Source organism: Thiobacillus thiophilus (assembly GCF_055378705.1).
The window spans coordinates 798,704-823,972 of the sequence record NZ_AP042404.1 but is presented as its reverse complement, the minus strand read 5'-3'; the positions used below and the strand labels follow the sequence as shown (position 1 = coordinate 823,972).

The following is a 25,269-nucleotide window of genomic DNA, read 5'->3' as shown; positions in this document are numbered from 1 at the left end:
GTCAGCTTTCGGCGCCGGCGGTGGTGTTGAAGCCTGCGTCGACGTAGGTGATTTCACCGGTGATGCCTGAGGCCAGGTCGGACAGCAGGAAGGCGGCGACGTTGCCGACCTCGTCAATGGTCACATTGCGGCGCAGTGGCGCGTTCTTGGCGGCGATGTCGAGCTTCTCGCCGAAGTTTGCGATGCCGCTGGCGGCCAGCGTTTTGATCGGACCGGCCGAGATGGCGTTGACGCGGATGCCTTTGGGGCCGAGGCTTTGCGCCATGTAATACACGCCGGATTCAAGGCTGGCCTTGGCCAGTCCCATGACGTTGTAGTTGGGCACGGAGCGAACCGCACCGAGATAGGTCAGCGTCAGCAGTGCGGCCTGGCGGCCTTCCATCATCGGCAGAGCGGCTTTGGCCAGCGCGGCGAAACTGTAGGCGCTGATGTCATGGGCGATGCGGAAATTTTCGCGGGTGACCGCGGAGAGGAAATCGCCGGTGAGGGCTTCCTTCGGTGTAAACGCGATCGAATGCACCAGCCCATCGAGGCTGTCCCAGTGTTTGCCGAGGTCGGCAAACAGCGCGTCGATCTGCGCGTCGCTGCCGACGTCGCACGGGAACACCAGGCTGGAGCCGAACTCCTGGGCGAATTCGGTGACGCGATCCTTGATGCGATCGGTCTGGTAGGTGAAGGCCAGTTCGGCGCCTTCGCGCTGGCATGCGGTGGCGATGCCGTACGCGATCGAACGGTTGGATATCACGCCGGTGATCAGCAAACGTTTTCCTGCAAGAAATCCCATGATGGTCTCGAAGAAAGTTATGTAGCACGGGATTATAACGGCTGACGTTGGCGGCGTGCTTGGGTACACTTGCGAGATGGTGCGCATCGGGGCGATTTTATTGGGGATGGGCCTGCTGGGGCTAGGCCTGATGGCAGGCTGCTCCGACAACTGGAATAACCCCTATCCGGGCAGCCAGGCTGACGCCAATGTGCTTTACAGCGCATTTTCCGAGCGCCCCAAGCATCTCGATCCGGCACGCTCATACAGCGCCGACGAGATCGAGTTCACCGGGCAGATTTACGAACCGCCGCTGCAATACCACTTCCTCAAACGTCCCTACACGCTGGTCCCGTTGACCTCCGAGGCAGTGCCCAGACCGCGCTATTTCGACGCCGCCGGGAAAGCGCTGCCGGACGATGCGCCGGCAGCGTCGATCGCCGAGACCGCGTACGAAATTCGCATCCGCCCCGGTATCCGCTACCAGCCGCATCCGGCGTTTGCGCGCGATGCGGCGGGACGCTACCGCTACCACGCGCTCACGGCCGCGGATATCGCCAAAAATACCCGTATCCAGGATTTCGAGCACAGCGGCACGCGCGAACTGGTGGCGGCGGATTACGTGTACCAGATCAAGCGGCTGGCCAACCCCCGGCTCAGCTCGCCGATTTTCGGCCTGATGAGCGAGCACATCGTCGGCCTGAAGGCGCTGGGCGAAATGCTTGAAAAAGTCGCCAAGGCTGATCCCGATGCGGCGTTGAAGCTCGACGACTTCCCGCTTGAAGGGGCCGAAGTGGTGGATCGCCACACCTACCGCATCCGCATCAAGGGCAAATACCCGCAGTTCATCTACTGGCTGGCGATGCCGTTCTTTGCGCCGGTGCCGTGGGAAGCAGAGGTGTTCTACGCGCAGCCCGGCATGGCCGACAAGAACCTCACGCTCGACTGGCAGCCGGTCGGCACCGGGCCCTATTATCTGGCGCAGAACGATCCCAACCGCCGTATGGCGCTGAAGAAGAATCCCCACTTCCACGGCGAAACCTATCCGGGGGAAGGCAGCGAGGAGGACCGCCGTGCCGGCCGGCTGGCCGACGCCGGCAAGCCGCTGCCGTTTGTCGACGAAGCCATTTACAGCCTGGAGAAGGAAACCATTCCCTACTGGAGCAAGTTTTTGCAGGGCTACTACGACAGCTCCGGGATCAGCTCCGACAGCTTCGACCAGGCCGTGCAATTCACGTCCGGCGGCGATCCGCAGCTGACCGACAGCATGCGCGAGCAGGACATCCACCTCATCACCGCGGTGGCGGCTTCGCTCTGGTATGTCGGCTTCAACATGCTCGATCCGGTGGTGGGGGGTTTGGGCGAAGACCGCCAGAAATTGCGGCAGGCGCTCTCCATCGCGTTCGACTACGATGAATTCATTTCGATTTTTCTCAATGGCCGCGGCATCCCTGCGCAGGGACCGATCCCTCCGGGGCTGTTCGGCTATGTCGAGGGCGTGGCCGGGCTGAACCCCTACGTGTACGAAGCGCGCGACGGCAGCATCCAGCGCCGCCCGATCGAAGACGCCCGGAAACTGCTGGCCGAGGCGGGCTACCCGAACGGGCGCAATGCGAAGACGGGCGAGCCGCTGGTGCTGTATTTCGACACCATGGCGAGCGGGCCTGATGCCAAGTCGCGGCTCGACTGGATGAAGAAGCAGCTCGACAAGCTCAATGTGCAGCTGGTGGTGCGCGGCACCGACTACAACCGCTTCCAGGACAAGATCCGCAAGGGCAACGCGCAGCTGTTCGAATGGGGCTGGAACGCCGACTATCCAGACCCGGAGAACTTCCTGTTCCTGTTGTACGGGCCGCACAAGAAGGTGGGCAGCGGCGGCGAGAATGCGGCCAACTACGACAGTGCTGAATTCAATTTTTTGTTCGAGCGCATGAAGGACATGGACAACGGCCCCGCGCGTCAGCAGGTGATCGACGCCATGCTGGAGATCGTGCGCCGCGACGCGCCGTGGATCTTCGCCTACTACCCCAAGTCCTTCGGCCTGCGCCACGGCTGGGTACATAACGTCAAGCCCAACCTGATGGCCAACAACACGCTCAAGTATCGCCGCATCGACCCCGACCTGCGCACAAGCCGGCGCGCCGAATGGAATCACCCGGTGCTGTGGCCGATCGTGTTGCTGGTCGCAGCGCTGATGGCCGTCATCGCGCCGGCGGTGATCGGCTGGCGGCGGCATGAGAGGAAAACCGCCTGATGCTGGCCTATATCCTGCGCCGCCTGCTGTACGCCATCCCGATCCTGATCGGGGTCAACCTGCTGACCTTCGCACTGTTCTTCGTCGTCAACACGCCGGACGACATGGCGCGGCTACAGCTCGGCGCCAAGCACGTGACGCCTGAAGCGATCGAGCGCTGGAAGGTCGAGCACGGCTACGACAAGCCGCTGCTGCTGAATGCGCAGGCTACCGGCAGTGCGCAGCTCACCGACACGATTTTCTTCAAGCACTCGGCTGCCATGTTCGTGTTCGAATTCGGCAAGGGCGATGACGGACGCAACATCGGCAACGAAATCCGTACCCGCATGGGGCCGAGCCTGGCGATTGCGCTGCCGGTGTTTGTCATCGGCTTGCTGGTCAACGTCAGCTTCGCCCTGCTGATGGTGTTCTTCCGTACCACCTATCTCGATCTGTGGGGCGTGGTGCTTTGCGTGGTGCTGATGTCGATATCTGGGCTGTTTTACATCATCGCCGGACAGTATTTCATTGCCAAACTGTGGAACCTGCTGCCGATCTCGGGATTCGCCGGCGGCATCGACGGCATCCGCTTCATCCTGCTGCCGGTGCTGGTCGGTGTGGTGGCGGGGATCGGCAGCGGCTCGCGCTGGTACCGCACAATTTTCCTCGAGGAAATCGGCAAGGACTACGTGCGCACCGCGCGCGCCAAGGGGCTCTCCGAGGGGCGTGTGCTGTTTCGCCACGTGCTGAAAAACGGCATGATCCCGATCCTCACCGGTGCGGTGGTGGTACTGCCGCTGCTGTTCATGGGCAGCCTGATTACCGAATCCTTCTTCGGCATTCCGGGGCTGGGCAGCTACACCATCGACGCCATCCAGGCGCAGGATTTCGCTGTGGTGAGGGCGATGGTGTTCCTCGGCTCCTTCCTCTACATCGTCGGCCTGATCCTCACCGACATTTCCTATTCGTGGGTCGATCCGCGGGTTCGGCTGCAATGAGTATGAACCCCTCACCACAGAGATATGTCTCGCAGGGACGGTATCCCTTGGGACACAGAGGCACAGAGAAGGGTGTTAAGGCATTGCATTGCTTTGATTTTCCTCTGTGTCTTTGCGCCTCTGTGGTTAATGGGCTTTCTTCAAGATGACCATCCAGCCCGTTATCCTGTGGACCGATGCGCTGATCTTCGCGCTGCTGACGGTGGTGCTGGCGCTGGTGTGGCTGATCCGCCGCCACGAACATTTGCTGGCGCCGTGGAGGATGGTGGCGCAGCGCCCGATGGCGATGGGGGCGGCACTGGTGCTGGGCGTGTTCGTGGTCATCGGCCTGCTCGACTCGTTGCATTATCGGGCGCAGCTGACCGACAGCCCGGCCGATGCGCCGCACTATTCGGTCGAGGTGCTGTCCGTGTTCGACGCGCTGACGAGCGAGCTGCGTGCGCGGCAGGAAAAAACCTACTCGGCCCCGCTGGCGATGCAACTGTACGCCAAGGAGTTCGTCGAGCGCGACAGCGCGACGGTGCGCGATTATCCGCGCCTGCAATACGGCGGCGCGCACCTGCAACACGCGGATGAGCGACTGCCGGATATCACCCGCCGCACGCTCGTCGGCGCCACGCAGGGGGGGCTGGCGAGCCTGCTGCTGTTCGGCCTGTTGGCCGGGTGGCGGGCGCGGCGGACGCAGGTTTCAGTGGGCGCGTGGCTGGCGGCGTGGCGACAGGGCGACCTGAACTGGCCGGGGCGGACGCTTGTTCTCATGGTGGCGCTGCTGCTGGTGCTCGGCGGCACGCTGGCGCAGCTGGCCTCCGGCTACCATGTCTTCGGCACCGACAAGGTCGGGCAGGACGTGCTCTATATCACCCTGAAGAGCATCCGCACCGGCCTGGTCATCGGCACCTTGACCACCCTGGTCACGCTGCCGCTGGCGATCGGTTTCGGCATCGCCGCCGGCTACTTTCGCGGCTGGGTGGACGACGTCATCCAGTACCTCTACACCGTGCTGAATTCGATCCCCGGCGTGCTGCTGATCGCCGCGGCGGTGCTCATCGTGCAGGTTTATATCGAATCCAATCCCGACATTTTCGATACCGCTGCCGCGCGTGCCGACATCCGCCTGCTGGCGCTCTGCCTCATCATGGGCGTGACCAGCTGGACGGGTCTTGCGCGTCTCTTGCGCGGCGAATCGCTGAAGCTGCGAACGCTGGACTACGTCGAGGCGGCGCGTGCCTTTGGCGTATCGAACGCCCGCATCATCAGCCGCCACATCTTCCCCAACCTGTTCCATCTGGTGCTGATCGCCATCGTGCTCGATTTCTCCGGCCTGGTGCTGGCCGAAGCGGTGTTGTCCTACATCGGCGTCGGCGTCGATCCCGCCATGTACAGCTGGGGCAACATGATCAACGGCGCGCGCCTCGAACTGGCGCGCGAGCCGGTCGTCTGGTGGCAGCTCGGCGCGGCGTTCGCCTTCATGTTCACCCTGGTGCTGGCCGCCAACCTGTTTGCCGACGGCGTGCGCGATGCCTTCGACCCGCGTCTGGGAGGACGTCGATGAAACCTCTGCTCGAGGTGCGCGATCTCGTTACCGGCTTCGGTCGGGTGCGCGTGGTCGATGGCGTGTCGTTTCGGGTTGCGGCAGGCGAAACCTATGCGCTGCTGGGTGAATCCGGCTGTGGCAAGTCGATCACTGCGCTGTCGCTGATGCGGCTGCTGCCGGATGGCGGCCGGGTGATTTCGGGCAGCGTGCAGCTTGGCGAAACCGATGTGCTGGCCCTACCCGAGCGCGACATGCGGCGCGTGCGCGGCGGGCAGATGGCGATGATCTTCCAGGAGCCGATGCTGGCGTTGAATCCGGTCATCAAGGTCGGTGAACAGATCGGCGAAGCGCTGGCGCTGCACCAGAACCTCAGCGGGCAGGCTGCGCGCGACGCTGCGCGGGGGCTGCTCGATGCGGTGGGCGTGCCGGACGCGGTGCGCCGGCTCGACACCTATCCATTCGAACTCTCGGGCGGGCTGCGCCAGCGGGTGATGATCGCAATGGCGCTGGCCGGCCGGCCGCAACTCCTGATTGCCGACGAGCCGACCACGGCGCTCGACGTAACCATCCAGGCGCAGGTGCTCGACGTGCTGCGCAGACTCAAGGCCGATCAGCGGATGGGCATGCTGTTGATCTCGCATGACCTTGGCGTGGTGGCCGAGAATGCCGATCGCGTGGGCGTCATGTATGCCGGCGAGCTGGTGGAGGAGGGTATGCGCGACGCGTTCTTCGCCAGCCCGCAGCACCCATATAGCCGCATGCTGTTCGAGGCGCTGCCGCGCCCCGGCGACAGCGGCCGGCTGGTCACGATTCCCGGCCAGGTGCCGCCGCTCGACGGTCCGATGCGCGGCTGCCGCTTTGCGCCGCGCTGTCCGTTTGCGCTTGCGCGCTGCCGCGCTGAATCGCCCGGCTGGCAGGTGATCGACGATCAGCGGGTGCGTTGCCACCTGGCGGGCACCTTGCCTGCGCGCAGCGCGCGCGAACGCACCGCACATTCGGTAAAACAGGCTGCACAATCGCTGCTGCAGGTGGACGGACTGAAAGTGCATTTTCCGATCCGGCGCGGCCTGATCCAGCGCACCGTGGGCCACGTGCGCGCAGTCGACGGCGTGTCGCTGAACATCCAGGCGGGCCGCACGCTGGCGCTGGTGGGTGAATCGGGTTGCGGCAAGACCACCGTGGGCAAGGCGCTGCTGCGGCTGATCGAGCCGACCGCGGGCAGCATTGTGCTGGGCGGCGAGACCATGATCGCGAAGAATGTCCCCACCCTGCGGCGGCAGGCGCAGATGGTGTTCCAGGATCCGTTCAGCTCACTTAATCCGCGCATGCGGGTGGCGGATATTTTGCTCGAGGGCATGGACGCGCTGGGCATCGGCGCGGCCGCCGACCGCCGCGACGCGGTGGCGCGCCTGCTGCATCAGGTCGGGCTGCCGGACGATGCCGGCGGCCGCTATCCGCATGCGTTCTCCGGCGGCCAGCGGCAGCGCATCGCGATCGCGCGGGCGCTCGCAGTGTCGCCCCGGCTGGTGATCTGCGACGAGCCGACCAGCGCGCTCGACGTCTCGGTGCAGGCACAGATCCTGAACCTGCTGAAGGATCTGCAGGACAGCCTGGGGCTGGCCTACCTCTTCATCACCCACAACCTCGCGGTGGTCGATTATCTGGCGCACGAGGTGGCGGTGATGTATCTCGGGCGCATCGTCGAACATGGCGTCGCGGCCGACGTGCTGCGCGCGCCGCGCCATCCCTACACGCAGGCGCTGGTGAGTGCGGTGCCGCGCATCGAGGCGCAGACCGGGCCGGGCATCATTCGCCTGGCTGGAGACCAGCCATCGCCGCTCAACCCCCCTGATGGCTGCCATTTCAACCCGCGCTGCCCGCATGCAATGGAAGTATGCCGGCAAACCTACCCCGAGCAGACCGAGCTGGGCGACGGGCATTGGGTCCGCTGCCACTGGGTGGCAGGACAGGCTTAGGAATTTTGGAGCGTCAATTGAATATCGGCAAACGCAGTCACAACTTCTGGATCGGCAATGCGGTGCTGGTGGTGGCCATGCTGACGCTGTTTTTTATGGGGCCGTTGTCGGACGCCCTGGGGATCTGGGCGGCGGTGCTGTGGATGGTGCTGGCGGCCGTGGGTATGGCGCTGGTGATGTCGGACAAGCGCGAAGAACCGCCTGCGCCCGACTGAAACTCACTCTTTAGGGATGCGCTGATTAATTCGATATGGCCGTCATTGCGAGCGCTTTGATTAAGCGGGCATTTCTGGATTGCCGCGTCGCTGCGCGCCTCGCAATGAACTGTGCTTCTCGTCAAGCATATTCTGTCGAGAAAGGCGCATTGGTCGTTGCCACCGCGAAGGCCTGCCTCAACAATTTATGCGCAATTGCGACGTTGATGACCTTCGGCGGCTTGCCCAGTGCTTTCAAGCGGGCATACAGTGCCCTGCAGGCCGGATTGCAGGTCTTCGCGGTCCAACTGCACAGGTAGAGCAATTGACGCATCCGCCCCTGCCCCAGCTTGGCGATCCCGCCTTTGCCATTGACCGAGCTGCCCGAGCGGAATGTCGTCGGGCTCACCCCGATATAGGCGCACAGCGCCTTGACGTCCTCGAAGCGCCTGAAGCCGTCCGTCACGATGATCAGCTCGATCGCCGTCTTGGCGCCGATCGAGGGAATCGTGAGCAGCCGCTCAAACAACTCGGTAAAAGACTTTTTTACCATCACCTCCAGATGCCGTTCGCATGTCTTGATCTGTCCGTCCAGTTGCTGCAACTGCGCTGCCATCTGCGAAATGACGAAGGCGTTGGGTTTGGCGTGGTGGGCATGGGCTTCGCGCCGGTTGAGCAGCCGGGTGCGCTCCCCGATCAGGTCGTTCAGCCAGCCATGCGCCTGCTGCAATTCAAGTACTTCATCCGTGGCGGGCGCCCAGGGCGACAAGGGCTGCTGTTCGCCATAGCGCCGGATCAACTCGGCATCCGCACGGTCGCTCTTTACCCGTGACAGCTGCATTTGGGAAAAGCGCTTGATGACCAGCGGGTTGACTACGCTCACTCGCCGCCCCGACTCATGCAGCCTGAGCGCCAAGCGCGCATGGTAGGTTCCCGTTGCTTCCATCACGTAGTGTGCCGCCTCGGGCGTTTGCGCCAACAACTGGCCGATGTCTTCATCGGTGTACTCAAAGCGCTGATGCCGGCCCTGACCATCCACCTGCCAGGCCGCATCAAACCATTTCTTGCTGATATCAATGCCTACAATCATCAATCACCCCTGAATCCTTGGAAATGTATGAAAAACCAGCCACTTACACTTTCCATCCATCCTGAATGCGGGGTCACGCCCCAATGAACTGTCCGGAATCAGTAAGGGCGGAGAAGGGCAACCACCATTGCGAACAGCCTCGAACGACTCATGACAACTTCGGCTTCAGACCCTTCTCCTGGCTCGTCTCGAATATCCTATTCAAAACGAGTTGGCGCAAGCATAGGATGACAAATTAATCAGCGGTTCCTTAGGGATTTCTGACGACGACCGCTTACCCCGTACTCAACACGGTCTCATCCTGTTTGAGTGGCCGGATGGGGATCGGTCAACCGTCCCAGGCGTCCTTGGCGGCGCGGATTGCGCCGAATACCTCGGCCAGGCCGGGATGCGGGCGTTTCAGATAGCGGGCGGCAAAGGCCGTCATGTCGGGCGCGTGAAAGCGCAGAAACGGATTGGTGGCTTTTTCCAGCGCCAGGGTGGAGGGCAGGGTGGGTCGATTTTGCGCGCGCAGGGCGCGGTCGGCGCGCTCGCGTTCAAGCAGTGCAGGATTGTCGCCATCGATGGTTTTGGCAAAGTCAATATTGCTCAAGGTGTATTCGTGCGCGCAGCAGACCCGGGTAGTATCGGGCAGCGCTAAAATGGCATCGAGGCTGGCGGCCATCATCGCGGGGCTGCCTTCGAACAGTTTGCCGCAGCCGCAGCCGAATACGGTATCGCCACAGAACAGGCAGCCGTGGCCGACATAGCTGAGGTGATCGAGCGTGTGGCCCGGTGTCGCCAGGACGTCGAAGTGCAAGCCCGGTTCGGCGATGTCCACCACATCGCCGCCGCGCAGGACATGGGTGACAGCGGGAATGCGCGGGTTGTCCGGTGCATAGATGGCACATTGATAGCGTTGACGCAGGGATGCGTTGCCGCCAGTATGGTCACGGTGGTGGTGAGTGATCAGCACGGCTGTCAGCACAAGCCGATTCGCGTCGAGAAAGGCGATCAGCGGCGCCGGATCGCCGGGATCGACCGCAACGGCATGACGTCCGTCGTGCCACACCCAGATGTAGTTGTCTTCGAACGCTGGCAGGGAAATGAGGGTCAACATGTCGGGACTGCCGGAAAGGAGAGATGGCTATGTTATCCAAGTTGAATACAGGATGGTTTGAAACGCCGTTGGGGCAACACTTGCTGTTTCGCGAACAGCGCTATTTCGACGATGCCGTATCGGACGTGTTCGGTTTCAATGCGGTGCAGGTCGGCTTGCCGCAGATCGATTTCCTGCGCAACAGCCGCATTCCGCTGCGCGTGACCTGTGCAGTGGAAACCCCGGCCCAGGTGCGGGCCGATCCCATGTTTTTGCCGTTTGAGAACCAGTCGCTCGACTTGCTGTTGTTGCCGCATGTGCTGGAATTCAGCGCCAATCCGCACCAGGTGCTGCGCGAGGCCGGGCGCGTCCTGCGCCCGGAGGGCCGCCTGGTGCTGGCCGGATTCAACCCGCGCAGCCTGTGGGGGCTGGCGCGCACGCTGCAGGGCGGCGAACGCGGCTACCCGTGGAACGGCAGCTTCCTGAATATCTCTCGGGTGAAGGACTGGATGGTCCTGCTGGGACTCGAAGTGGCGGCGGGCAGGATGTGCTGCTACCGTCCGCCGATCAACCGTGAAACCTGGCTGCGCCGGCTGCGTTTCATGGAGCCTGCCGGCGACCGCTGGTGGGCGATGGGCGGCGGCGTGTATTTCCTGCAGGCGGTGAAGCGTGTGCAGGGTATGAACATTATTTTGCCGCAGTGGAAAACGCCGGTTGCACAACGCCTGTTGTCACCGGCGGCAAAAGTCATCAATCTCAAACAATATCGGGTAGGTCGTGAACGCTGACACCATTTATATCTACAGTGACGGTGCCTGCAAGGGCAATCCCGGCCCGGGCGGCTGGGGCGCCCTGCTGGTGACGGACGGGCATCGCAAGGAAATCTGCGGGGGCGAGGCCAACACTACCAACAACCGCATGGAGATGACTGCAGTCATTCGTGCGCTGGAATCGCTGAAGCGCCCGTCCACGGTCGAAGTCCATACCGATTCGCAGTACGTGCAAAAAGGCATCAGCGAATGGATGGTCGGCTGGAAGCGCCGCAACTGGCGCACCGCCGACGGCAAACCGGTAAAAAACCAGGATCTGTGGCTGCAGCTGGATGCCCTGAGCCAGTTGCACCGCATCGAATGGAAATGGGTGCGCGGCCACAACGGCCACACGGAAAACGAGCGTGCCGACGAACTGGCCAACCAGGGCGTACTGCAGGCGCAATAAGACCAATATGCGACAAATCATCCTCGATACCGAAACGACCGGCCTCGACCCGAAACAGGGGCATCGCATCATCGAAGTGGCGGCGGTGGAAATGGTCAACCGGCGGCTCACCGGCAATCATCTGCATCGTTATGTGAATCCGGATCGCGACATCGACGCCGGGGCGATGCAGGTGCACGGCATCACCCCGGAATTCCTGCAGGACAAGCCGCGCTTCACCGACATCGCGCACGAGTTCGTCGACTTCATTCGGGGCGCCGAACTCGTCATACACAATGCGCCATTCGACGTCGGCTTTCTCAACATGGAGCTGCGTCTGCTTGATATGGCGCCGCTGCCCAACTGGTGCGACGGCGTGACCGATACCCTGGCGATGGCCAAGGCGCTGCGCCCCGGCCAGCGTAACAACCTGGATGCACTGTGTAAACACTATGGCGTGGACAACACGGCGCGCACGCTGCACGGCGCATTGGTGGACTGCGAACTTCTGGCGGCGGTGTACCTGGCGCTGACGCGCGGGCAGGAAAGCCTGTCGATCGGGCTGGAGGTACGCAGCGTGCAGGCCGATCGGGTGGCTGCGCGCGCGCGCCCCAAGGCTGTATTGTTGCAGGCGTCGGCTGACGAACTGGCCGCGCATGCCAGCCTGCTCGGGGCCATCGCCCAGGAAAGCAAGGGCGCCTGCCTGTGGAGCATGGAGCAGGAGTGAAGTTGACGGATGGGGTGTCGCGCAGACGGACCGCGCTCCAGCGTATCGTGCGGTTGGGGCTGGCTTGCGCCTGTCTGCTCCTGGTGTCGGCACCGGCTGTCGCGGCGCGGGTGACGGTGGTATTGAGCGACGATTCGGCGTCGTATCAGGAGGTCTATCAGGTCATCCGCGCCTATCTTGACGACACCTCCCACGAGGTTATCCGGGTGTACGCCAAGAGATTGAATGCGGTTTCGTTGAATGAGTCGCGTTTGGCCGTTGCAGTGGGGGTGCGCGCGGCGGAGTCGCTGGCCGCATTGCCGGTTCGGCCGCCAGTATTGGCGGTGCTGGTGCCGCGCGTATGGTATGCCAAAATCGGGCGCACCCGCCTGAGCGGCGGTGGCCGGAGCGCCTCGGCAATCTATCTCGATCAGCCCTTCGAGCGTCAGGTACGGCTGATTCGCCAGGCTTTCCCCGAGGTGCGACGCGTGGGAATGCTGGTGAGCGCCGAGCAAAGTGGGCTGGTGGGCGAGCTGGATGAAGCCTTGCAGGCACAGCGGCTCAGTCTGGTTCATGTCACGCTGTCCGGCGAGGAGCGGCTGATCACTGCGCTCGAAAACGTGTTGTCGGATGCTGAATTGCTGCTGGCGGTGCCCGACCCACTGATATTCAATCGCAACACCGCACAAAGCCTTTTTCTGACGTCCTATCGTTACCATGTCCCGGTTCTGGGCTACTCGCATTCGTTGACGCGGGCGGGTGCGCTGTTGTCGCTGCATTCCAGTCCTGCGCAAATCGGTCGACAGACCGCCGAATGGGTGAAGGGCACCATTCAGGACACGCCGGTGAATTTGCCGCCGCCCGCGCACCCGGCCTATTTCAGCATTTCAATCAATGAACAGGTGGCGCGCTCGCTCGGTTTCACTTTGCCGCCGGAGGCCGAGCTGGAAAGACGTTTGGGCGAGGGATATTGATGGCGGCTTCATTGGGGATACGTGGGCGTGTCATCGGCCTGGCCGTGGTGCCGATGGCCATCATCGGCGTGCTGCTGCTGTTCCAGCTCATCGCCGGGAAAATCGACGATCTCGATCAGTCGCTGCGCAACCGTGCCGTGGCCATTGCCCGCCAGCTCGCGCCGGCAACGGAATATGGCGTCGCCGCAGGCAACATCGAAGTATTGCAGACCCTGCTCGAAAAAGTGGCGATCGAGCCTGACGTTCGTGGGGTGGCGGTATTTGCCGATAACGGCCAGGCGCTGTCGCAAGTCGGCATGGGTGCCTGGACGGAACCCGCTCAGGGCGGGCTGCCCACCGATCGCATCCTTCAGATCGAATACAAGGACCGCCTGGTGTACTACGCGCCGATCACCCGTACCGAGGTGATGGTGGACGATTTCAACCTGGTGGACGGGCGCACCGCGCAGCCGGGCACGCAGACCCGGCTGCTGGGGTGGGTGGGCCTGGACGTTTCGCGCAGCGCCACTTTCAAGAGCCAGCGCGAGGTCATTCTGCGCAGCCTGGCGCTTCTGCTGGCCGGTCTGGGCGTGAGCCTCTATCTCGCCTGGCGCATCGGGCGCCAGATCTCCCGGTCGATTCTGGACTTGACCCACACGGTCAGCCGCATCGGCGAGGGCCACCTGGACGAACGGGTCGAGCAGACCGGCGGGGCCGAGCTGGGCTCGCTGCAGCGCGGCATCAATCACATGGCGGCCCATTTGCAGGCGATGCATGATGAGATGCAGGAAAAGATCGACCAGGCCACCGCGCGCCTGGTTTATCAGGCCAGCCACGATGCGCTGACGGGGCTGATCAACCGCCGCGAGTTCGAGCAGCGGCTGGAGCGCACGCTGCTGTCGGCCCTGCAGCAGAACCGGGAGCACGCACTGTGCTACATGGATCTCGATCAATTCAAGGTGATCAACGATTCCTGCGGCCATGCGGCGGGCGACGAACTGCTGCGCCAGTTGGCGCTGCTACTGAAAGGAAATTTGCGCGAACGCGATACCCTGGCGCGCCTGGGTGGCGACGAATTCGCCCTGCTGCTGGAAAATTGCAGCATTCCCGATGCGCTTGAGGTGGCGGATACGTTTCGCGCCGAAGTGCAGCGCTTTCGCTTCAAATGGGGTGACCGCATTTTCACCATCGGCATGAGCGCGGGCATGGTGGCGATCAATCGCGACAGCGGCACCGTCGCGAGCCTGTTGTCGGCGGCGGATGCCGCGTGCTATGTGGCAAAGGACCGCGGGCGCAACCAGATTCATGTGTATGAAAGCAGCGGCCACGACCTGGTGCGCCATCGCGGCGAAATGCGGTGGGTGACGCGCATTCAGAGGGCGCTGGAGGAAGGTCGCCTGCGCTTGTTGTGGCAGGAGATCCGCCGCACCGATAGTGTGGGGGAGCCGCCCTGCCATGTCGAGTTGTTGTTGCGGATGATTGACGACGACGGCAGCGAAATTCTACCGATGGCTTTTATCCCCGCGGCCGAGCGTTATTCCATCATGCCCGCCCTCGACAGCTGGGTGATCGGGGAAACGCTGCGTGTGTGCCAGCGGTATCTGACGGCCAAACGCGAGCAGCATTGCCTGTTTGCGGTCAACCTGTCGGGCGCGTCGCTGAAGGACCCGGAATTCCGCCGTATGTTGCTGGTGCGCCTGCAGGAAAATCCCACGCTGGGGCCTCACTTGTGCTTTGAAATTACCGAAACCGCAGCCATCGGCAATCTCGCCATCGTCAACGAATTCATCGATGCCATGCGCGGCTTCGGTTGTAGTTTTGCGCTCGACGACTTCGGTAGCGGCCTGTCGTCCTTCACCTATCTGAAGAACCTGAAAGTGGATTTCCTCAAGATCGATGGCGCGTTCGTTCGCGATATCACGACCAATCCCGTCGACCGTTCCATGGTCGAGGCGATCCACCGCATCGGCCACCAGATGGGATTGAAGACCGTGGCCGAATATGTCGAGTCGGAGCAGACGCTGGCCGTATTGCGCGAGATCAGGGTGGATTATGTGCAGGGCAACTGGGTGCGCTGCCCAGAGTCGCTGGAAAGCCTGTACGGAAAATCCTGAGTGCGGAAGCAGGCAGACGGGTCAGTCGCCCACGCCGAATCCCGCATCGATGATGGCCTGCGCCAGCGTGGCGCGGTCAATACGGGCGGGTTCGACCACCACGCGCGCCTGACCGGGCGCCAGCGAGACCTCGACGCTTTGCACGCCCGGCAAGGCCGCCAGCACCTTCTGCACGCTGTTGACGCAGCCGCCGCAGGTCATGCCGGTCACGGATAAAATGATTTCGCTCATGTGCTGAATCCCGAAAGAATATTCGAAGCTTGATTTTATTTCAATTCATTCACCACATAGACACAGAGGCACAGAGAAAACAAGGCTATGTCACTGTTTGCTGTTGACGTTATATATCTTGCTCCCTCTCCGATGAGGCCCCTACCCTGCGGCATCTCGCAGGCGACTCCGTGGGAGCGGCTTTAGCCGCGATGTGCCGCCAGGCTGCTAGCACCCGCATCGTGGCTAAAGCCGCTCCCACGAGGTTGGCCAACACCAACAAATAACGGTGAAAGAGCCAAAAATAAACAGGTTGCAGGAAGATCCGCCATCTGACTTCTTCTGGTTTTTTGACTCTGTGTCTCTGTGATTAACTGTTTTTCCCGGGATTATTTCTTGCGCGGGCGCTTGCGCAGGGCTTCTTTGGTGTGATCGATCAGGCGGTCGGCCACCACTTCGGCATCGACGGTGAATGAGCCGTCGGCAAGGGCCGCCTTGACCGCTTCAACCTTGCCGATGTCGGTGACATCGACCGCGGCCAGCTGGGTTTCCAGCGAACGGACACGGGTGCTCGACTCGGTCAGCGTCAGCGAGTCGCTGCCGCCCGCCGTGGAGGCGGACGCCTTGCCCCTCCCTTTGCCCTTGGTGGCAGAAGCTTTGGCCGTGGCGGGCGGGGTGATGCGTTTGTCGATTTTCACGGGCTTGATTACCTGTTGGCCAGTTTTCCGGATATTGCTTATTGTTGGATGGTAATACGGCATCTATCCGGAAAACCTTAGCGCCGATTTACACCAGCATATGCGACGCCAGTCCATCCGCCAGTTTGGGCTCGAACCAAGTGGACTTGGGCGGCATGACCTCATTGGCATCGGCCACCGCCATGAGGTCTTCCATGCGGGTGGGGTGGAGCGCGAAAGCCAGCGCCATCTCCCCGCTGTTCACCCGCTTTTCAAGTTCGGGCAAGCCGCGGATACCGCCTACGAAATCGACGCGTTTGTCGCGTCGCGGGTCGGCGATGCCGAGGATGGGCGCGATCAGGTTGTTCTGCAGCAGGCTCACATCCAGGCGTCCCACCGGATCGGCCGGAATTAGCTCGGGGCGGATGCTCAGGCGGTGCCATTTGCCGTCGAGGTACATGCCGAAAACGCCCGGACGCTCGGGTTTGACCGCGCTGGCGGCAGGTTCGACGCCGAAGGCGACATTCACGCGTTCGAGGAAAGCCTGCGTAGAGAGCCCGTTGAGGTCGGCGATGACCCGGTTGTAGTCCAGGATTCGCATCTGGTGCGCGGGGAAAACAACCGACAGGAAGAAATTGTAGGGCTCGTTGCCGGTGTGCACGGGATTGGCGGCACGGCGTGCGGCAGCGATGCGCGACGCCGATGCCGAACGGTGGTGGCCGTCGGCAATGTAGAGCGCGGGCATGGCGTTGAACGCGGCGGTGATGCGCGCCTGGATCGCGGGGTCGCGGATTACCCACAGGGTGTGACGCACGCCGTCGAGCTCGGCATCGGAATCGGCAATGCCCGTCGAGGCCTCGGCCAGGATGGCATCGACTTCGGGTGCGGCGGGATGGGCCAGCAGCACCGGGCCGGTCTGGGCATCGAGCGCGTCGATCTGGCGCACGCGGTCGTCTTCCTTGTCGGGACGGGTGAATTCGTGCTTGCGGATGCGGTTGGTATCGTAGTCGGCCACCGAGGCGGCGGCGACGATGCCGGTCTGGCTGTGGCTGCCCATCACGATGCGGTAGGCGTAGTAGCAGGGCGCGGGGTCGCGTGCCAGCACGCCGGCCTGGATCAGGGCCTGCAGGTTTTCCGCCCCCTTGGCATACACCTCCGGCGCGTAGGGATTGGTGCCGGCGGGAAGGTCGATTTCCGGCTTGGAAATGTGCAGGAAGCTCCACGGGCGGCCGCTGACGCGTTCGCGCGCTTCCTCGGTCGACAGCACATCGTAAGGCGGCGCGACGACATCGTTGGCGCGTCCCGGTGCGGGGCGGAGGGCGGCGAAAGGCTGGATCAGGTTCATAAGATTATTTATTTTGCGGAAGTAATGGGTTCGCCCAACGCGGCCAGGAAGGCGTTCACTGCACCGACACGCCGGGCGACATCGGGCAGGGGCGTGGTCAGTTTCAGCCGGTCGGGACCGGCGAGCCGGTATCCGGCCTTGCCCTGGATCAACTGAATGATTTTACCCGGATCGATGGGCGGGTTGGGGACGAATTGCACGCTCATGCCCTCGCCGGACACGTCCAGCCGGACAATGCCGTAGGTGCGGGTGGCCATGCGCAGACGGTGCACCGCCAGCAGGGCGCGCGCGGTATCGGGCAGCTCGCCGAAGCGGTCGACCAGTTCCTCCTGCATCTGCGTCAGCTCGTCCGCGTTGTGGCAGCTCGCCAGCCGCTTGTACAGCACCAGCCGCTCGTGCACGTCGGGGCAATAGTCCACCGGCAGCAGCGCGGGCAGGTGCAGGTTGATTTCGGATACCACCCCGAGCGGCTGGCTCATGTCGGGTTCCTTGCCGGCTTTCAGGCTGGCCACCGCCCCGGCGAGCATGTCGTTGTAGAGCGAGAAGCCGACTTCGAGAATCTCGCCGCTTTGCTTCTCGCCCAACACCTCGCCGGCACCGCGGATTTCGAGGTCGTGCATGGCGAGATGGAAGCCGGCACCCAGTTCCTCCATCATCTGAATTGCTTCCAGGCGTTTTTTCGCCTGCGGCGTGAGGATGCGATCCTCGTCCACCAGCAGATAGGCGAAGGCCTGATGGTGCGAGCGCCCGACCCGGCCGCGCAGCTGGTGCAGCTGCGACAGGCCGAACTTGTCGGCGCGGTTGATCAGGATCGTGTTGGCAGTAGGAACGTCGATGCCGGTCTCGATGATGGTCGTGCACAGGAGGATGTCGTAGCGCTGCTGGTAGAAGTCGCGCATTACCTGTTCCAGCTCGCGCTCGCTCTGCTGCCCGTGGCCGACGCGGATGCGCGCTTCCGGCAGCAGCTTTTCCAGCCGCTCGCGCATGGCCTCGATGGTGCTGACCTCGTTATGCAGGAAATACACCTGGCCGCCGCGCTTCAGTTCGCGCAGCACCGCTTCGCGAATCAGCCCGTTGGAAAACGACTGGACGAACGTCTTCACCGCCAGCCGTTTCTGCGGGGCGGTGGCAATCACCGAAAAGTCGCGGATGCCTTCGAGCGACATCGCCAGCGTGCGTGGAATCGGCGTGGCGGTCAGCGTCAGCACGTCGACCTCGGCGCGCAGTGCCTTCAGTTGCTCCTTCTGGCGCACACCGAAACGGTGTTCCTCGTCGAGGATGACCAGGCCGAGGCGGGCGAATTTGACGTCCTTCTGGATCAGCCGGTGGGTACCGATGACGATGTCGAGCTTGCCGTCCGCGAGCGCCTGCAGCGCTTCGGCCTGTTCCTTGGGGCTGCGAAAGCGCGACAGCTCGGCGAGCTTCACCGGCCAGGCCGAGAAGCGGTCGGAGAAATTCTGGAAGTGCTGCTCGGCGAGCAGCGTGGTCGGCACCAGCACCGCCACCTGGTAGCCGCCCATCACCGCCATGAAGGCGGCGCGCAGCGCGACTTCGGTCTTGCCGAAGCCGACGTCGCCACACACCAGGCGGTCCATCGGCTTGCCCGTCTGCATGTCGGCCATCACCGCGGCGATGGTGGCGGCCTGATCGGGGGTTTCCTCGTAGCCGAAGCCTTCGGAAAAAGCTTCGTAGTCGTGCAGCGAGAACTTGAATGCGTGGCCCTCGCGTGCGGCGCGCAGGGCGTACAGGTTCAGCAGTTCGGCTGCGGTGTCGCGTGCCGCCTGCATGGCGCGGCGGCGCGCCTTCTCCCACTGGTCGGTGCCCAGCCTGTGCAGCGGCGCCGCGCCTTCGCCGGTGCCGCTGTAGCGCGAAATCAGGTGCAGGCTGGCGACCGGCACGTAGAGCTTGTCGCCCTTGGCGTATTCGAGCTGCAGGAACTCGGTGTCGCCGTCGCCGAGGTCCATGTTGGCGAGGCCAAGGTACTGGCCGACGCCATATTGCGCATGCACCACCGGGTCGCCGGGCTTGAGCTCGGAGAGGTCGCGCAGCAGGTTGTCGATCTGCGTCGCGCGGGCCTCGCGTGCGCGCCGGGTTTTCGGCGGAATGGCGTAGAGCTCGGTTTCGGTAATGACGGCAAGCGGGTCGTCGCTGACGATGAAACCCTCGGCGAGCGGGCCGTGTGTGAGCAGGATGCGCTCGGCGCGTGGCAGACAGTCGGCCCAGCCCTCGCACAGGATGGCGTCAAGGCCGTGCTCGGCGAGGTATTCATGCAGGGTTTCGCGCCGCCCGGCAGACGGCGCGACGATTAGCACCTTGCCCTGAAAGCTGTCGATAAAGCCCCGCAGCTTGGCGACCGGGTGTGCTTCGCGGCGGTCGACCGAAATGGGTGGAACGGGGCGGGCCAGCCCACTGCCGGTCTGTTCCACGTTCAGTCGGTCATAGGCCCTGGCCAAACTGAAAAAGGCGTCGGTCGGCAAAAACAGCTCGGCGGGCGGCAAGAGCGGGCGATCCTTGTCGCCCGACAGCAGGCGGAAGCGGCTTTGCGCGTCGGTCCAGAACGCCTGGCCGGTGGAGTCGAGCGCGCCGTGGCTGACGAATCTTGTCTGCGCGGGCAGGTAGTCGAACAGCGTCGCCGTTTCCTCGAAAAATAGCGGCAGGTAGTACTCGATGCCGGCCGGCGCGAGGCCGTTGCTGACATCCTTGTACAGCTTGGATTTCGAGGGGTCGCCCTCGAAGCGCTCACGGAAATTCTGCCGGAAGCGCGTGATGCCGGTTTCGTCGAGTGGGAACTCGCGCGCCGGCAACAGCCGCACCTCGCTCACCGGATAGATGCTGCGCTGGGTGTCGACGTCGAACGCACGCAGCGTCTCGATTTCGTTGTCGAACAGGTCGATGCGATAGGGCAGGGCGCTGCCCATGGGGAACAGGTCGATCAGGCCGCCGCGGACCGAAAACTCGCCCGGCGAGTAGACCTGGTTGACATGGGTGTAGCCGCCCAGCGCCATCTGCGCGCGGAAAGCGGCTTCGTCGAGAATGTCTTTCTGCTTAAGAAAGAAGGTGTGGGCGGCGAGGAAGGCCGGCGGCGCCAGCCGATACAGCGCGGTGGGGAGCGCCACCACCGCGATGTCGAATTCGCCGCGCGAAATCTGGTACAGCGTCGCCAGCCGCTCGGAAATCAGGTCGGGGTGAGGCGAAAAACTGTCGTAGGGCAGGGTTTCCCAGTCGGGGAAAGTGCATACCCGCAGGCCGGGGTCGAACCAGCGCAACTCCTCGGTCAGGCGGTTGGCGTCCCACGCGCTCGCGCACACCACCACCAGCGGCGCGGCACGGCGCGCCATCTCGGCCAGGTAAAGGGCATCGGCTGCGCCGGCCAGTCCGGATGCGTTGTGCGGAAGGCTGGAAGGCTGGGAGGTGGAAGAGAAGAACATCATGCAAATGGCAGGATTATAGGGTTAATCGCGGGCGGGCGAAGCGCGGTGGGGGGGCGGGTATAATGCTCGCCTTTCCTTGTTTGTGTGGCACTCCATGAGACTTAATAAAGTCAGTTCCGGCCGTAACCTGCCCGACGATTTCAACGTCATCGTCGAAATCCCCGCTCACGGCGAACCGGTCAAGTATGAAGTGGACAAGGAATCCGGCGCGATGTTCGTCGACCGCTTCATGTCGACTGCCATGCATTACCCCTGCAACTACGGCTACATCCCGCACACCCTGTCGGAAGACGGCGACCCGGTCGACGTGCTGGTGATCACGCCGATTCCGCTGATCACCGGCGTGGTGGTGCGCTGCCGTCCCATCGGCATGCTGAAGATGATCGACGAGGCCGGGGTGGACGGCAAGCTGCTGGCCGTGCCGGTCGACAAACTGTGCGGCCTCTACCGGGGCGTGAGCCGCCCCGAAGACCTGCAAGCCCTCTTGCTGGCGCAGATTTCCCATTTCTTCGAGCACTACAAGGATCTCGAAGAAGGCAAGTGGGTCAAGGTCGAAGGCTGGGTCGGCGTCGACGATGCCCGCGCAGAAATCCTGGCCGGTGTGGAGCGTTATCGCAACGCGGCGGACAAGCCGGCGTTCTGACAGCAGGGGTCAGGATTCAGGGGAGGGTGCTTTCGCATTGGTTACATGCGCGGCCGCAGGCCGCTCCACCCCTGACCCCTGCATCCTGGCCCCTGACCCCTCAATAACCAAATGAAAATCTGCATTCTTTCCGACTCTCACGACAACCGCCGTCTTTTAGGTGCGGCGGTCGAGCACGCCAGGGCGCACGGGGCAGAAGCTGTGCTGCACTGCGGCGATGTGGTCGCGCCGACTACGCTGCGGGTGCTGCAGAAGTTCGAGCTGCCGGTGCATGTCATCCACGGCAACAACACCGGCGACCTCTACAACATGAGCCGGCTTGCCGCCGAGCCCAACAGCGTGATCCGTTACCACGGCCAGGATGCATCCATCACCCTGGCCGACCGCAACCTGTTCCTGGTGCATTACCCGCACTATGCGCGCGCGCTTGCCTGTACCGGCGACTACGATCTGGTGTGCTGCGGTCACGACCACAAATCCAGCATCGCGCAGGTCGCCACCGTCAAGGGCGGGCAGACCTGGCTGATCAACCCCGGTACTGTGGGCGGCGTCGGTGCGCCGCCCACCTACATCATGGCCGACCTCGCCACCATGCAGTTCGAGATCGTCACCGTCGATGCCGCGCCGACCTCGGTGCTGCCTCCGGTTACCCCGCATGTCTAATGGCAGGTATCTGGGGCTTGAATGAATAAAAAAACGGGGCACGAAGCCCCGTTTTTTATGGGTGAAACAGCTTTATTTATTTCGCCGGCTTGACGGTGGTCAGACCGAGTACTTCCCATTCCTGCATGCCGCCCCGGTACCATTTGATTTTCTCTGCCGGGTAGCCGATTTTCAGCAAGCCCTTGATGTTGGTCGGCGACTGGCCACACCAGGGCCCGTTGCAGAACATGACGACGGTTTTGGCGTTGTCGAACATGTTGAAGCCGTCCTGGTTCTTGACCCCGAAATGCTTTTCAAGAATGTCCTGAACGGTGATGGGATCGGACTTGCCGATATTGAGCTTGTCCCAAGGAATGTTGATCGCGCCCGGGATCGTGCCTTTCGCGACCCAGTCCGGGGTGCGCGAGTCGACCACCATGATGCTCGTGTCGCCGTCGCTCATCATCTTCAAATAGTGAATGACTTCAAGTTCACCAATGGTCTGCACGCCGGGAGCCAGCACAGCGGGCTGAATACAGAACGGCGGGCATTTGCGCGAGGTCTTGGCAAAGTCAGGATTGACGGTGTTGTTTTGATTCTGGTTGCGCTGGATGCTGATTTTCTGGCCGTTGTGCATCACGTCCACCGACGGCAGGCCGGCGGCAAGGGCGACTTCCAGGGGTTTGTCGGGCGTGGCGGCCGTGTTGCCAGTGGAAGCGCAGCCCGACATGCCGATTGTGGTGGCAAGCGCCAGGGCAAGACCAGAAAGCTTGAGCAGATTTTTCTTCATGAATTTCATCCTCTGAATTTTGTAAGCTTATTGCCGGTTCAAGGCTTTACCGTGTGCAGGCCGAGCATTTCCCAATCCTGCATGCCGCCCCGGTACCATTTGATCTTGTCAGCCGGGTAGCCGATCTTCAGCAGGCCCTTGATGTTGGTTGGCGATTGGCCGCACCAGGGTCCGTTGCAGAACATGACGACGGTTTTGGCGTTGTCGAACATGTAGAAGCCGTCCTGGTTCTTGACCCCGAAATGCTTTTCAAGGATGTCCTGAACGGTGATGGGATCGGACTTGCCGATGTTGAGCTTGTCCCATGGGATGTTGATCGCGCCGGGGATCGTGCCTTTCGCGACCCAGTCCGGGGTGCGCGAGTCGACCACCATGATGCTCGTGTCGCCGTCGCTCATCATCTTCAAATAATGAATGACTTCCAGTTCACCGATGGTCGCGACGCCCGGCGCCAGTTCGCCCGGCTGGATGCAGAAGGGCGGGCATTTGCGCGAAGTCTTGGCAAAGTCAGGATTGATGGTGTTGTTTTGGTCCTGATTGCGCATGATCGCGACTTTCTGGCCGCCATGCATGACCTCGACCGAGGGCAGGCCGGCGGCGATGTTGACATCCAATGCGCTTGCCGCCATCGGCGTGGCGAGGGCGGTAAACAGGGCGGATGCGGCGAATAGGGTGCGAAGCTTCATAGGTATGTCTCCTGGAATATGCTGGACAAGCAATCGTGACGATTAATTGCAGTCCGGTTCTTGTTGGGTTTTGGCCGGCGCTTCTTGGGTTGCGGGTGTTTTGCTTTGCGATGAGTTTTGGGTGGCTTCCTCCCGGGGCGTGGACTGGTTTTCAGGGGCGTTTACGGCAGTGGGCTCGGCGTGCTGCACTTCGGTATTGTCTGCTGGATGGTCTGCGGCCATGGCAATACCACAAGTCAGGTGCAGCACGACTATCATCACGCAAGATAAGCGGGTTGTCTTCGTCATCTGTTTCCTTGGTGTGCTGAGATAAAAGCATCTTGATATAAGCACCTTGCGTGCCAGCGCCTTATTGCCTTGATTGGAATAGATTTTATCCTTATGTTTGCGCTCAAAAAACTGACAGTGTTGTCAGGTGGCCTGTCATGTTGTCATGACAGCGGGGGGGGATATCATTGTTTGGCCTCTGAAAGCGAGGAGAGGGGGGTAACGGGCCGTTTTCCTTCCCGGCCCATCTGTGCCCGCCCGCGTACCCGTGCCGCACACATCCTCGTTTATTCGCACATAGAAAACTTCGATTGAAAATGCGCACTTGCCCGTGGCGGCAGGTGCGGCCTTCGGGGTACCATTTCAGGGATTCACTCCGGGCTAATAACCCGGCTGTCCGGGAGGGTATTCCGGATGGTTTCAGATTACTTTGCATCCATCGGATGGAGGAAACAATGACGGAGCATGTTGCGACCAACGAGACCATACTCGTAGTGGGCGGCGGGATTTCCGGCATGACCGCCGCACTCGAAGCGGCCGAAACCGGCAAGAACGTCGTTCTGGTTGAGAAGAATCCCGCGCTGGGCGGACGCACTTCCCAGCTCTATCGCTACTTTCCCAAGTTGTGCCACCCCATCTGCGGACTGGAGATCAACCAGCGCCGCCTCAAGGGCAATCCCCGCATACGCTTGCTGACGCTGGCCGAAGTGACCGGCATCGAAGGCGGCGCCGGCAACTACACCGCCACCATCAAGGTCCGTCCGCGCTATGTGAACGAGAACTGCACCGCCTGCGGCGACTGCGCGCGCGCGGTCGAGACGATGGTGGACGATCCGTTCAACTACAACCTCGGCCAGCACAAGGCGGCCTTTCTGCCGAACGCGATGGCCTACCCGCAGCGCTATGTGCTGGATCCGGCGATCATCGGCACGCCCGACGCCGACCGCGCGAAGGCAGCGTGCAAGTACGGTGCGATCGACCTCGACATGCAGGAAGAAACGATCCAGGTCAAGGCCGGCGCGGTGGTGTGGGCGACCGGCTGGAAGCCCTATGACGCGGCAAAGATTCAGCCCTACGGCTACGGCCGCTTCAAGAACGTCATCACCAGCGTCGAGTTCGAGCGCCTGGCGGACATCCACGGCCCCACCGGCGGCAAGATCCTGCGCCCGTCCGATGGTAAGGAAGCGAAGAACATCGCCTTCATCCAGTGCGCCGGTTCGCGCGACGAGAACCACCTGCGCCATTGTTCGCGCTTCTGCTGCATGGCCTCGCTGAAACAGACCCATTACGTGCGCGAGAAGTATCCGGAAGACGGTACGTCGACCATCTATTACATCGACATTCGCGCCATCGACCGCTTCGAGGACTTCTACCAGAAAGTGCAGGCCGATTCGTCGGTGACTTTCATCAAGTCCAAGGTGGCGAAGGTCACCGAAGACGAGCACGGCAATCCGGTGTGCTGGGGTGTCAACACCGAAGGCTACAAGCGTTACACCACGCCGCATGATCTGGTGGTACTGGCCGTCGGCATGGAGCCCTCGGTCAAGGGCATCAACATTCCCGGCCACATCGTGGCGGATTCGAGCGGCTTCATCGAGGCCGATCCAGCCAATGGCGCCGTGTTCGGCGCGGGCTGTGCAACCAATGCGCTGGACGTGAACCGTGCCGTGCAATCGGCTACCGCGGCGGCATTGCGTGCCATTCAGGTGGTCAACAAAGTAGCAAAGGCGGAGGCTTAAACC

23 protein-coding genes are annotated in these 25,269 nt (G+C 62.5%); 13 read left to right on the top strand and 10 right to left on the bottom strand.

What is annotated here, in order from left to right; genetic code table 11:
• Position 1: 1 nt before the first annotated feature.
• Positions 2–784 carry an enoyl-ACP reductase FabI gene (gene fabI, locus ACZ41T_RS03940; protein ID WP_464923175.1) on the bottom strand — a complete coding sequence of 261 codons (783 nt, stop codon included), beginning with the start codon at positions 782–784 and terminating at the stop codon, positions 2–4.
• A 76-nt stretch (positions 785–860) separates the two neighbouring features.
• Here fabI and ACZ41T_RS03935 point away from each other — a divergent pair, with 76 nt between their 5' ends.
• From ACZ41T_RS03935 to ACZ41T_RS03915, 5 genes are all read left to right on the top strand, one after another.
• Positions 861–3,017, top strand: coding sequence for an ABC transporter substrate-binding protein (locus ACZ41T_RS03935; RefSeq protein ID WP_464924020.1), 2,157 nt, complete (start codon positions 861–863; stop codon positions 3,015–3,017).
• Positions 3,017–3,994 carry an ABC transporter permease gene (locus ACZ41T_RS03930; RefSeq protein WP_464923174.1) on the top strand — a complete coding sequence of 326 codons (978 nt, stop codon included), beginning with the start codon at positions 3,017–3,019 and terminating at the stop codon, positions 3,992–3,994. Before ACZ41T_RS03935 ends, ACZ41T_RS03930 begins: the two co-directional genes overlap by 1 nt.
• Positions 3,995–4,139: 145 nt before the next feature.
• Positions 4,140–5,546 carry an ABC transporter permease gene (locus ACZ41T_RS03925; protein WP_464923173.1) on the top strand — a complete coding sequence of 469 codons (1,407 nt, stop codon included), beginning with the start codon at positions 4,140–4,142 and terminating at the stop codon, positions 5,544–5,546.
• Positions 5,543–7,504 (top strand): ABC transporter ATP-binding protein, encoded by a 1,962-nt coding sequence (locus tag ACZ41T_RS03920; RefSeq protein ID WP_464923172.1) that lies wholly within the window; start codon positions 5,543–5,545, stop codon positions 7,502–7,504. Before ACZ41T_RS03925 ends, ACZ41T_RS03920 begins: the two co-directional genes overlap by 4 nt.
• 17 nt (positions 7,505–7,521) lie before the next feature.
• Positions 7,522–7,719, top strand: coding sequence for a hypothetical protein (locus tag ACZ41T_RS03915; RefSeq protein WP_464923171.1), 198 nt, complete (start codon positions 7,522–7,524; stop codon positions 7,717–7,719).
• A 121-nt stretch (positions 7,720–7,840) separates the two neighbouring features.
• On the opposite strand, the gene ACZ41T_RS03910 is transcribed toward ACZ41T_RS03915, so the two are convergent.
• Positions 7,841–8,788, bottom strand: a complete 948-nt coding sequence (locus ACZ41T_RS03910; RefSeq protein WP_464922210.1) for an IS110 family RNA-guided transposase — start codon at positions 8,786–8,788, stop codon at positions 7,841–7,843.
• Between the two features lie 328 nt (positions 8,789–9,116).
• Positions 9,117–9,887, bottom strand: a complete 771-nt coding sequence (gene gloB, locus ACZ41T_RS03905) for a hydroxyacylglutathione hydrolase (RefSeq protein WP_464923170.1) — start codon at positions 9,885–9,887, stop codon at positions 9,117–9,119.
• A gap of 29 nt (positions 9,888–9,916) precedes the next feature.
• On the opposite strand from gloB, the gene ACZ41T_RS03900 reads away from it, so the two are divergent.
• Genes ACZ41T_RS03900 through ACZ41T_RS03880 form a run of 5 tightly spaced genes read left to right on the top strand, consistent with a single transcriptional unit; the run spans position 9,917 to position 14,836 of the window.
• Positions 9,917–10,654 carry a class I SAM-dependent methyltransferase gene (locus ACZ41T_RS03900; protein ID WP_464923169.1) on the top strand — a complete coding sequence of 246 codons (738 nt, stop codon included), beginning with the start codon at positions 9,917–9,919 and terminating at the stop codon, positions 10,652–10,654.
• On the top strand, positions 10,644–11,084 hold the full coding sequence (gene rnhA, locus ACZ41T_RS03895; protein ID WP_464923168.1) for a ribonuclease HI: 441 nt from the start codon (positions 10,644–10,646) through the stop codon (positions 11,082–11,084). The genes ACZ41T_RS03900 and rnhA overlap by 11 nt, the downstream gene beginning before the upstream one ends.
• A 7-nt stretch (positions 11,085–11,091) precedes the next feature.
• Positions 11,092–11,790, top strand: a complete 699-nt coding sequence (gene dnaQ / locus ACZ41T_RS03890) for a DNA polymerase III subunit epsilon (protein WP_464923167.1) — start codon at positions 11,092–11,094, stop codon at positions 11,788–11,790.
• Positions 11,787–12,743 carry an ABC transporter substrate-binding protein gene (locus tag ACZ41T_RS03885; RefSeq protein WP_464923166.1) on the top strand — a complete coding sequence of 319 codons (957 nt, stop codon included), beginning with the start codon at positions 11,787–11,789 and terminating at the stop codon, positions 12,741–12,743. The genes dnaQ and ACZ41T_RS03885 overlap by 4 nt, the downstream gene beginning before the upstream one ends.
• Entirely contained in the window at positions 12,743–14,836 is a 2,094-nt protein-coding gene (locus tag ACZ41T_RS03880) for an EAL domain-containing protein (protein ID WP_464923165.1), read from the top strand. The genes ACZ41T_RS03885 and ACZ41T_RS03880 overlap by 1 nt, the downstream gene beginning before the upstream one ends.
• 21 nt (positions 14,837–14,857) lie before the next feature.
• Here ACZ41T_RS03880 and ACZ41T_RS03875 read toward each other — a convergent pair whose 3' ends face one another.
• The 4 genes from ACZ41T_RS03875 to mfd form a co-directional block, all read right to left on the bottom strand.
• Positions 14,858–15,067, bottom strand: a complete 210-nt coding sequence (locus ACZ41T_RS03875; protein WP_464923164.1) for a heavy-metal-associated domain-containing protein — start codon at positions 15,065–15,067, stop codon at positions 14,858–14,860.
• A 368-nt stretch (positions 15,068–15,435) separates the two neighbouring features.
• Positions 15,436–15,744 carry a flagellar biosynthesis anti-sigma factor FlgM gene (gene flgM / locus ACZ41T_RS03870; protein ID WP_464923163.1) on the bottom strand — a complete coding sequence of 103 codons (309 nt, stop codon included), beginning with the start codon at positions 15,742–15,744 and terminating at the stop codon, positions 15,436–15,438.
• 88 nt (positions 15,745–15,832) lie between these two features.
• On the bottom strand, positions 15,833–17,068 hold the full coding sequence (locus tag ACZ41T_RS03865) for a DUF1015 domain-containing protein (RefSeq protein WP_464923162.1): 1,236 nt from the start codon (positions 17,066–17,068) through the stop codon (positions 15,833–15,835).
• 8 nt (positions 17,069–17,076) lie between these two features.
• Positions 17,077–20,499, bottom strand: a complete 3,423-nt coding sequence (gene mfd, locus ACZ41T_RS03860; RefSeq protein ID WP_464923161.1) for a transcription-repair coupling factor — start codon at positions 20,497–20,499, stop codon at positions 17,077–17,079.
• A 94-nt stretch (positions 20,500–20,593) separates the two neighbouring features.
• Between mfd and ppa the strand changes: the two genes are divergently transcribed.
• Together ppa and ACZ41T_RS03850 are read left to right on the top strand one after the other, a co-directional pair.
• Positions 20,594–21,142, top strand: a complete 549-nt coding sequence (ppa, locus tag ACZ41T_RS03855; RefSeq protein WP_464923160.1) for an inorganic diphosphatase — start codon at positions 20,594–20,596, stop codon at positions 21,140–21,142.
• Between the two features lie 111 nt (positions 21,143–21,253).
• Positions 21,254–21,805: a metallophosphoesterase family protein gene (locus ACZ41T_RS03850; protein ID WP_464923159.1), complete on the top strand. Its 552-nt coding sequence runs from the start codon at positions 21,254–21,256 to the stop codon at positions 21,803–21,805.
• 76 nt (positions 21,806–21,881) lie between these two features.
• On the opposite strand, the gene ACZ41T_RS03845 is transcribed toward ACZ41T_RS03850, so the two are convergent.
• The 3 genes from ACZ41T_RS03845 to ACZ41T_RS03835 are packed head-to-tail and all read right to left on the bottom strand — an operon-like array spanning position 21,882 to position 23,548.
• Positions 21,882–22,574, bottom strand: a complete 693-nt coding sequence (locus tag ACZ41T_RS03845) for a rhodanese-like domain-containing protein (RefSeq protein ID WP_464923158.1) — start codon at positions 22,572–22,574, stop codon at positions 21,882–21,884.
• A 38-nt stretch (positions 22,575–22,612) separates the two neighbouring features.
• Positions 22,613–23,260, bottom strand: a complete 648-nt coding sequence (locus ACZ41T_RS03840) for a rhodanese-like domain-containing protein (RefSeq protein WP_464923157.1) — start codon at positions 23,258–23,260, stop codon at positions 22,613–22,615.
• Positions 23,261–23,302: 42 nt separating this feature from the next.
• Positions 23,303–23,548 carry a hypothetical protein gene (locus ACZ41T_RS03835; RefSeq protein WP_464923156.1) on the bottom strand — a complete coding sequence of 82 codons (246 nt, stop codon included), beginning with the start codon at positions 23,546–23,548 and terminating at the stop codon, positions 23,303–23,305.
• Between the two features lie 434 nt (positions 23,549–23,982).
• On the opposite strand from ACZ41T_RS03835, the gene ACZ41T_RS03830 reads away from it, so the two are divergent.
• Complete coding sequence (locus tag ACZ41T_RS03830) at positions 23,983–25,266, top strand: CoB--CoM heterodisulfide reductase iron-sulfur subunit A family protein (RefSeq protein ID WP_464923155.1); 1,284 nt, start codon at positions 23,983–23,985, stop codon at positions 25,264–25,266.
• The last annotated feature ends 3 nt before the right edge of the window (positions 25,267–25,269 follow it).